The organism is Prosthecobacter sp. (assembly GCF_044373815.1).
In the GTDB taxonomy this organism is placed as follows: domain Bacteria; phylum Verrucomicrobiota; class Verrucomicrobiia; order Verrucomicrobiales; family Verrucomicrobiaceae; genus Prosthecobacter.
Genome location: NZ_JBIPNG010000314.1, coordinates 1 through 7,811, shown reverse-complemented (window position 1 = coordinate 7,811; position 7,811 = coordinate 1). Strand labels below are relative to the sequence as shown.

Below are 7,811 nucleotides of genomic sequence, written 5' to 3'. Positions count from 1 at the left end.
TCACCCGGTGAGGCAGCGCTCGGCGCACAGCTTCAGCCAGTGACCGCGTGGTGGCGTGGTCGGTTTCAGCCAATGCCTGAGCGAGCAGTTTCGCGTGCGGCTCATCCGCATTGTCGCTGAGGATGGCAGTGAACTTTTCAGCGCTGAGTTTTTGCAAAAACTCGCGTGCAGAGACACCGCGTTGCGGATTCATGCGCATGTCGAGCGGGCCGTCGTGCTTGAAGCTGAACCCACGGGCGGGATTGTCGAACTGCATGGAGGAGCAGCCGAGATCGGCGAGCAACACGTCTGCACCATCGCTCCAGCCGAGTTCGCCAAGTGCCCGGGGCAGCCCGGCGAAGTTCATGCGCTTCACGACAAGGGCCGATTCTTCGCAACCGCCGGCACGCAAGCGCGCCTCAGTGCGTACGATTTCCAAAGGGTCTTGATCGAGGGCAAGCAGGGTGCCGCCCGGTTGCACGGCTTTGAGCAAGGCACTGGCATGGCCGCCGTAGCCCAGCGTGCAGTCCACGGCGCGTTCGCCTGGCTGGGGTGCAAGAATTTGCATAATCTTGCCCAGCAAAATCGGCACATGCTGACCTGCAGGCGTTTTCCCAGAAGCGCGCACCTTGGCGATGGTCTCGGCATAGCGCTCAGGATTGAGCTCCTTGTACTTGTCTTCGAAACGTCGCGGATTCTTGCCAGAATAACGCGGACGACGGCGATGCGGTGTTGGAACTTCGGCTTCGCTCACAGCTCGTTGTATTTGGCGTTCGATCCACGTGCCTTCGCCACGGGATAGCGTGTTTCATTGCGCTCGATCTTGTCGAGCATCGCCTGACCGAGATCCACGCCGAGATTGTGCGCGAGTTCAAAGAGCAGGATGGCCACATCGGCCATTTCGTCTTTCAGTTCCGGCATTTTGTCCTGAACCCTCTGCTCAATCTGCTCCGGCTGCTGCCAGACGAAGTGCTGCAGCAGTTCCCCCGCCTCCGCCGTGATGGCCACAGCAAGCTCCTTGGGACTGTGAAACTGCATCCAGTCCCGGGCGTCACGAAACGCACAGATGCGGGCGGTTATTTGGTCGATGCTCATGCAACATGATGCAGGCACGCGCAAGCAGGAGCAACCGGGAAGGCGACAAGATGCGCTCAATCAGTCGCAAGACGTGCTGGACAGCGCGACGTAGGTTGTAGATGCTCATCTCTATGAATATTCACCGCCAAATTGCGCTCATCGCCTGCCTCGCCGCCTGCACCACCCTTCAAGCCGCCGGAGATACTCCGGTGGATTTCGTCAAACAGATCAAACCAATCCTGGCTGATCGCTGTGTCGAGTGCCACAACTCGGAGACGCTGCTGGGAGAGCTCAATTTGCAAACACGTGCACTAGCTTTCAGAAAGCGCAAAACCGGGCCGGTGATCGTGCCAAAAAATGCGGAAAAAAGCATGCTGTATCTCGTGCTGACCCTGCCACCGAAAGACGTAAAGGCCATGCCAGCCACCGGACATCGCATTCCAAAGGATGAAGTGAACCTCATCCGCCAATGGATCACCGAGGGTGCCAGCTGGCCCGAGGGCAAAGAAGGCGCCATGACGCCGGAGCATAAGAAATCCAAAAAGTAGCAGGTGGGCACGACAGGCGGCTCCCGGCTTGAATAGTGCACAATCGGGGGTAGGTGCGCCTCCACCATGAAATGCCTGAGCTTTCTGACGGTCCTCTTAATCACCACGGTCTGCCGACTGCATGCGCTGGAGATTCCGCCTGGAGGGACGGATGTGCGTGGCGGATCTGCTCTGGAGGCATCTGCCTCTGCGGCAGTTGGAAAAGTGGAGGATCTGGCGCTCGGAAAGCGCATCGTCATCACGCAGCCGGATGCGGCCAAGGCCTACGCGGCGCAGTTTACGGCATCCGTGGCCGAGGGAATCGCGAAGGACGAGCGGGTGCTGGCGATCATCAAGGCGCGGGTCGTCGGTAATGCGGTTTCAGGGGAGGTTCAGGCGAAGTTGCAGCTGCTTACCGCACCTTACACTTCGTTTGGCGACAGTGTCGTGGTGGACATCCATCGTGAATGGACGGAGCAGCCGGTGACTTTTGTTTCCAGCGAAGCGATTCAGACTGGCACGGCGGCAGTCGTGCTGCTGTGCGGACACAAGGAGCAGAGCATCGAGGTCGAAAGCATTCGCGTACTCAAGTATCCGGCCAACACCGATGTCAGCCTTTTCCCGCGGGCCAAGATGACCAAACGAAGCTACCCGGGCCGTGAACCAGACGCGCCCTGGCGCAAGGCGGCGCTGGAACGCATCGAGCAGCACCGCAAGGCAGATCTCTCCATGATTGTCACGGGTGATGACGGCAAACCGGCGGCCAACTCGGACGTGAAACTCACGCTTCATCGTCATGCCTTTGAGTTTGGAACAGCGGTGATGGCCAAGCGTTTCAGCAGTGAAAGCGAGGACGACAAGCGCTACCGTGAAATCATTGACCGGCTCTTCAGCATCGTGGTGTTTGAGAATGATTTGAAGGATGGCAACTGGTCGCCGGATTTTGATGAGAAACGCAAAGCTCAACGGAATGCGGAGCTGGACCAGGCCTTTGCCTGGCTCGCGGAGCGCCACATTCCTGTGCGGGGTCATTACCTGATGCAGGTGGCCACGCCGTTCAATCTGCACGACATCAAAGACAGCACGGTCATTCGCGAGTGCACGCTCGCGAGTGTGAAGGAGCGGCTGGAGTTTGTGAAAGACCGCGTGATTGAGTGGGATGTGATCAACCACCCAATCGCATGGAACGGTGCGGACATGCTGAACAAGCGCCCGGGTCTGGAGCAGCTTGATCGTGACGTTTTCAAGCTGGCAAGATCACTGACCCAGCTGCCTTTCTGCGTGAATGAGGACCAGGTGTTCCGCCCCGGGCCGCAATGTGATGACACGCTCACTTACATTGAGGCACTGAACAAGGCGGGGCTCACCGTGTATGGACTCGGCAATCAGGCGCACTTTGATGCGAGTTACCTGCCTTCGCCTGAGCATCTGCTTGCGGTGACAGATCGCTTTGCCGAGGTGGTGCCGCATCAGTGCATCACCGAGTATGACATCGTGACCACGGAGGATGAGGAGCTGGCGGCAGATTACACGCGCGATGTGCTCATCGCGGTGTTCAGCCATCCGGCTTACACCAGCTTTTTGCTCTGGGGTTTTTGGGAAGGCTCCCACTGGAAGCCTGCGGCCGCGTCCTGGAACAAGGACTGGAGCACCCGCAAGCGCGGCGAAGTGCTGGAAGAATGGATTGGCCGCAGATGGCATACGGAAGTCACTTTAAAAACGAATGCCAAAGGCAGGGTGAAATGGCGCGGTTTTCCAGGCTGGTATGAAGTGCAGGCGACAGGCCACAAGCCGGTCATTGCCAAGCCGACTTGGTGAAAAAAGTTCCGCGAACATTGTGATGCGGAATCGCGCAGCTGCGGTCCGCACCGATTCGCGCTGAATCTTTTTTCACGCGCAACCAACACGGGATGGGTGGGTTTGACGGGAAACAAAACCCCGCTCATGAACACCACGATTCACCCTTTTCACATTCCGCTCAGCCGTCGCAGACTGCTGCACAGCCTGCTACTGACCACCGGCGGGATCATCACCGGCAGCGTGTATGCCGAAGCGCTCACACTGACGCCGCGCGCGACGGAAGGGCCGTATTATCCTGATCATCTGCCGTTGGATCAGGACAATGATCTCACGATGATCATCGGCAGGAAAGCTCCTGCGAGCGGGGTCGTGACAGAGTTCGGTGGACGACTGCTGAATGTGGATGGCAAGCCGATTCAAGATGCGGTGATCGAGCTCTGGCAGTCTGACAACAACGGCTGCTACATCCACAGCCGGGGCACGCAGCAGGGCAAGGAGCGCGATCCGCAGTTTCAAGGCTATGGGAAAATCGAAACCAACGCCAAGGGTGAATATCGCTTCCGGACCGTCCTGCCCGGCCTGTACACGGGCCGCACGCTGCACTACCACATCCGCGTGAAGCAGAACGAAAAAAGCATGCTGACCACGCAGTTGTTTATCGCAGGCATACCGCAGAATGACCGCGACGGCATCCTGCGCAGCATGGGCACGGAGCAGCAGCGTCTCTCTGTCATTCGCGAGTTCAAACCCATGAGCGCCGAGAGCAAGGAACTTGCGGCCACCTGGGACATAGTGATTGGGCACACGCCAGAAGAGCCGGATCAACGCGGTCGTGGTCCCGGAGGTCCGGGCGGACCACCTCCGCGCCGTCGTGAAAGTGCGGCAGTGGGTGATCGGGATATCCAAGATCTGGTCTTGGGCCCATCACCGTTCTAACCAGGCCTGCCTGTGCGTGTCCGACAAAAGCTGCTCAACGAACTTGGGCAGTTCCACGGACACAGGGCCGATGACGCGCTCACGGAACTGGCGTGAGATTTCGGTGCTTTCGATGTTGAATTCCACGAGGCGGCACGAACGGTTTTGCGCAGCTGTCTGGGCAAAGCCAGCGGCGGGATAGATCACGCCGGATGTGCCGATGCAGAGAAAAATATCTGCGCTCTTCAAAGCATTCACGATGGTCTCCATCTCGAAGGGAAATTCACCGAACCAGACGATGTGCGGGCGCATGCCGCCGATCTCACCGCAGGCACGGCAGCGTGTGCCGGATGACAGCTCCTTCGTCCAGGAGAGCACCGCGCCGCAGCATTCGCAGCGTGCTTTAAGGAGTTCGCCGTGCATGTGGATGAGTTTTTCACTGCCAGCGCGTTCGTGCAGATTGTCCACGTTTTGGGTGACGAGGAGAAACCGGCCCTGCCATTCGCGCTCCAGACGGGCGAGAGCGCGATGACCTGCATTGGGCTCCACAGTGCTCAACGCGGCACGACGCAGGTTGTAAAAGTGATGAACGAGTTCGGGATCGCGTGCGAAACCTTCGGGCGACGCAACCTCCTCAATACGATGCCCCTCCCAAAGTCCATCGGCTCCGCGAAACGTCGGCACGCCGGATTCGGCGGACATGCCCGCGCCGGTGAGCACGACGATGTTCCGCTCCGCACTCATTTTTTCGGCTGACGCTGCCGGACGCATTCAAACAAACAGACGCCGGTGGCGACGGAGACGTTGAGGCAATCCACTTTGCCGCCCATGGGAATCTTGACGAGGAAGTCGCAGTGCTCGCCGGTGAGACGGCGCATGCCGGTGCCTTCGGCACCCATGACGATGCCGATACCGCCTTTGAGATCGAGATCGTAGAGGCTCTGCGTGGATTCATCGGCGGTGCCGACGAGCCAGATGCCGAGTTCTTTGAGCTTGTCCATGGCGCGCACGAGATTGGTGACGCGGATGAGCGGGATGTTTTCCGCACCGCCACAGGCCACGCGGACGACGGTCTCTGTGATGGGCGCGGTTTTGTCCTTGGGCATGATCACGGCGCAGACACCTGCGGCATCGGCGGTGCGCAGGCAGGCGCCGAGATTGTGCGGGTCCTGAACGCAGTCGAGGATCAGGACGAGCGGGCTGGTCTTGCCTTCGAGAATGGCAGGGATGTCTCCTTCTTCATAGACACGCACGTGGTTGTCAGAACGGGAGTGACGGTTCTGTCGGGCGACGGGTTGTTCGGGACGGTTGGGGCGCATGTGGTTCCCGATAGTGTGCCGTGAAAGGGGTTTTGGCAAAATGATAGAAGCAGCGGCTTGCAGGCTGTGTGAAGTGGCGGGAGGGGTTTGGCATGAAAACAATCCTCAAGCGCTGGTGGGTGTGGGCCGCCGTTTTGGCCGTGACGAAGCTTGGTTTCGTGTTTGGCTGCGAATGGTGGGTCGAGCGAAGCGCGGAAGGTCGGTGCTTTGATGCGGTGGAAGGGGTGCCTGAGGCTCCTGTGGCGGTGGTGCTGGGCACGTCAGCAAGACTTGCTGACGGCAGAGCCAATCTGTTCTTTCTCCCACGCATGGAGGCTGCGGCGGTGCTTTTCAAAGCGGGCAGGGTAAAGGCGCTGATCGTGAGCGGCGACAACGGTACGCAAGGCTACGATGAGCCTACGGACATGAAGCGAGTGCTGATGCAGATGGGAGTGCCAGCGGAGAAGGTGGTGTGCGACTATGCCGGATTCCGTACGCTGGACTCGGTGGTGCGGGCCAAAGAGGTCTTTGGGCAGCAGCGCATGATTTTTGTTTCACAGCGATTTCACAATGCGCGGGCCATTTACCTGGCGCGTGCGTTTGGAATCGACGCATACGGCATGGATGCCAAGGATGTGCCGGTGGCACTTTCCGTGAAGACGTTTCTGCGGGAGAAACTGGCCTGCGTCAAAGCGGTGCTGGATGTGAACGTGCTCGGCACGAAGCCGAGGTTTCTCGGTGAGAAGGTGAGCGTGCCGCTGGAGTGACTCACAACCAGACCGTGAGGGCGCGACGCAGATCGGGACTAGGAGTGACGCGGAAGCTTTCATCGAGTTCGAGCCGGGCTTTGTGGCCGTTCTGGGAGATTTCGAGGAACACAGGGAGCGTGCCGGGATACGCGAGAAGCACTTCGTGAATGCGTTCGAGGTCGGTTTCGTCGTGCTGCTTGGTATTGAGCTTCAAGACGTACGGTTTCGGCGGAGCAAGCGGCTTCGGTGGTGGTGGCTCGGAAGGATCGGGGTCGCCGGCATTGCGTGGTTTGGCGGCCTTGGGCTTGAGCGGCTGCGCACTGTTCATGGTGACGCGGTTGCCGTCGGTTTTCTGGTCTTTGCTGACACGAATGCGGAGGCCGAGCACGGCGCCATTGGCCAGAACATCCTTCGTTTTTTCGTAATCATCGCTCCAGCACATCATCTCGATCTGGCCGGTGAAGTCTTCAAACTTGAAGGTGGCGAAGGGGCGGTTGTCCTTCTTGGAGTAGCGCACTTCGAGCTGGCTGAGAATGCCGGCGATGGAGTGCGAGCTCGCTTTTTCCTTGGTATCGATATCCGGAATGGAGGCGATCTTGATGATCTTGGACGAATCGAAATGGCCGCGGTAACTGTCCAGCGGATGGCCGCTGACGTAGAAGCCGAGCAGTTCTTTTTCAAAGGCGAGAACCTCATCCGTAGTCCACACGATGGAGGGCGCTGCCGCCTCGTTCTTTTTGGATTTGGGCTGCGCGAGATCGAAGTCATCAAAGAGACCGCCCTGGCCCGCTTTTTTGTCCTTCTGCATCGATGCCGCAGAGGCGAGCACCTGCTCGAGCTTGGCGAACATCACGGCGCGCGGCTCTTTGGTGAAGTCAAAGGCTCCAGCTTTGACGAGGGACTCCATGAGCTTCTTGTTCACCGCGCGGTTGTCAAGACGTGCGGCGAAGTCTTCGAGACTGGTGTAAAGGCCGTTCTTTTCACGTTCGGCAATGGCGGCCTCCATGGCGCCTTCACCGACGTTCTTGATGGCGCTGAGGCCGTAGCGGATGGCGTTTGGCACGTCCTCTTCGGTTTCGAACCGTTCAGGAGCGAACTTGAGCGAGGACTTGTTGACGTCCGGTGGCAGCACCTTGATGCCCATTTCGAAGCACTCGCTGACGAAGTTGGCGATCTTGTCAGGATTGCTGATTTCATAGCTGAGCACCGCCGCCATGAATTCGACGGGGTAGTTTGCCTTCAGATAGGCCGTGCGATACGTGACGATTCCGTAGGCGGCGGAGTGAGATTTGTTGAAGCCGTATTGCGCAAATTTTTCGAGCAAGTCGAAGATGGAGTTCGCGAGCTTGGCTTGGATGTCGTTCGTCTTGAGGCAGCCTTCCACGAAGATGAGACGCTGACGGGCCATCTCTGCGGCGTCCTTTTTACCCATCGCTCGGCGGAGCAAGTCAGCTTGTCCGAGGGAG

General features: G+C 58.9%; 9 protein-coding genes. 4 read left to right on the top strand and 5 right to left on the bottom strand.

Annotated features, from left to right (window positions below; translation table 11 throughout):
* The coding region (mraW, locus tag ACIREA_RS21550; protein WP_397384421.1) for a 16S rRNA (cytosine(1402)-N(4))-methyltransferase at positions 1–733 on the bottom strand (733 nt) is incomplete at its 3' end.
* Positions 730–1,074 carry a nucleotide pyrophosphohydrolase gene (locus ACIREA_RS21545; protein ID WP_397384420.1) on the bottom strand — a complete coding sequence of 115 codons (345 nt, stop codon included), beginning with the start codon at positions 1,072–1,074 and terminating at the stop codon, positions 730–732. The genes mraW and ACIREA_RS21545, both read right to left, overlap by 4 nt.
* 113 nt (positions 1,075–1,187) lie before the next feature.
* Here ACIREA_RS21545 and ACIREA_RS21540 point away from each other — a divergent pair, with 113 nt between their 5' ends.
* The 3 genes from ACIREA_RS21540 to ACIREA_RS21530 all read left to right on the top strand — a co-directional run bounded on the left by ACIREA_RS21540 (position 1,188) and on the right by ACIREA_RS21530 (position 4,319).
* The gene (locus ACIREA_RS21540; protein ID WP_397384419.1) at positions 1,188–1,604 is read left to right on the top strand and encodes a c-type cytochrome domain-containing protein; all 417 of its coding nucleotides are present in this window, start codon (positions 1,188–1,190) and stop codon (positions 1,602–1,604) included.
* 66 nt (positions 1,605–1,670) lie between these two features.
* Positions 1,671–3,401, top strand: coding sequence for an endo-1,4-beta-xylanase (locus ACIREA_RS21535; RefSeq protein WP_397384418.1), 1,731 nt, complete (start codon positions 1,671–1,673; stop codon positions 3,399–3,401).
* Between the two features lie 126 nt (positions 3,402–3,527).
* The gene (locus ACIREA_RS21530) at positions 3,528–4,319 is read left to right on the top strand and encodes an intradiol ring-cleavage dioxygenase (protein ID WP_397384417.1); all 792 of its coding nucleotides are present in this window, start codon (positions 3,528–3,530) and stop codon (positions 4,317–4,319) included.
* Here the strand turns inward: ACIREA_RS21530 and ACIREA_RS21525 are convergent.
* Together ACIREA_RS21525 and rlmB are read right to left on the bottom strand one after the other, a co-directional pair.
* Positions 4,308–5,042 carry an NAD-dependent deacylase gene (locus ACIREA_RS21525; RefSeq protein ID WP_397384416.1) on the bottom strand — a complete coding sequence of 245 codons (735 nt, stop codon included), beginning with the start codon at positions 5,040–5,042 and terminating at the stop codon, positions 4,308–4,310. The genes ACIREA_RS21530 and ACIREA_RS21525 overlap by 12 nt on opposite strands.
* Positions 5,039–5,617 carry a 23S rRNA (guanosine(2251)-2'-O)-methyltransferase RlmB gene (gene rlmB / locus ACIREA_RS21520; RefSeq protein ID WP_397384415.1) on the bottom strand — a complete coding sequence of 193 codons (579 nt, stop codon included), beginning with the start codon at positions 5,615–5,617 and terminating at the stop codon, positions 5,039–5,041. The genes ACIREA_RS21525 and rlmB overlap by 4 nt, the downstream gene beginning before the upstream one ends.
* A 92-nt stretch (positions 5,618–5,709) precedes the next feature.
* On the opposite strand from rlmB, the gene ACIREA_RS21515 reads away from it, so the two are divergent.
* The gene (locus tag ACIREA_RS21515; RefSeq protein ID WP_397384414.1) at positions 5,710–6,363 is read left to right on the top strand and encodes a vancomycin high temperature exclusion protein; all 654 of its coding nucleotides are present in this window, start codon (positions 5,710–5,712) and stop codon (positions 6,361–6,363) included.
* Between the two features lies 1 nt (position 6,364).
* On the opposite strand, the gene ACIREA_RS21510 is transcribed toward ACIREA_RS21515, so the two are convergent.
* Positions 6,365–7,811, bottom strand: a 1,447-nt coding sequence (locus ACIREA_RS21510) for an OB-fold nucleic acid binding domain-containing protein (RefSeq protein WP_397384412.1), incomplete at its 5' end; no start/stop codon positions are given.

Excerpts from the sequence above, each read along its gene's own strand:
- ACIREA_RS21535 (WP_397384418.1), top strand. The coding sequence starts at position 1,671 with ATGAAATGCCTGAGCTTTCTGACGGTCCTCTTAATCACCACGGTCTGC.
- ACIREA_RS21540 (WP_397384419.1), top strand. The coding sequence starts at position 1,188 with ATGAATATTCACCGCCAAATTGCGCTCATCGCCTGCCTCGCCGCCTGC.
- ACIREA_RS21530 (WP_397384417.1), top strand. The coding sequence starts at position 3,528 with ATGAACACCACGATTCACCCTTTTCACATTCCGCTCAGCCGTCGCAGA.
- ACIREA_RS21515 (WP_397384414.1), top strand. The coding sequence starts at position 5,710 with ATGAAAACAATCCTCAAGCGCTGGTGGGTGTGGGCCGCCGTTTTGGCC.
- ACIREA_RS21545 (WP_397384420.1), bottom strand. The coding sequence starts at position 1,074 with ATGAGCATCGACCAAATAACCGCCCGCATCTGTGCGTTTCGTGACGCC.
- ACIREA_RS21525 (WP_397384416.1), bottom strand. The coding sequence starts at position 5,042 with ATGAGTGCGGAGCGGAACATCGTCGTGCTCACCGGCGCGGGCATGTCC.
- rlmB (WP_397384415.1), bottom strand. The coding sequence starts at position 5,617 with ATGCGCCCCAACCGTCCCGAACAACCCGTCGCCCGACAGAACCGTCAC.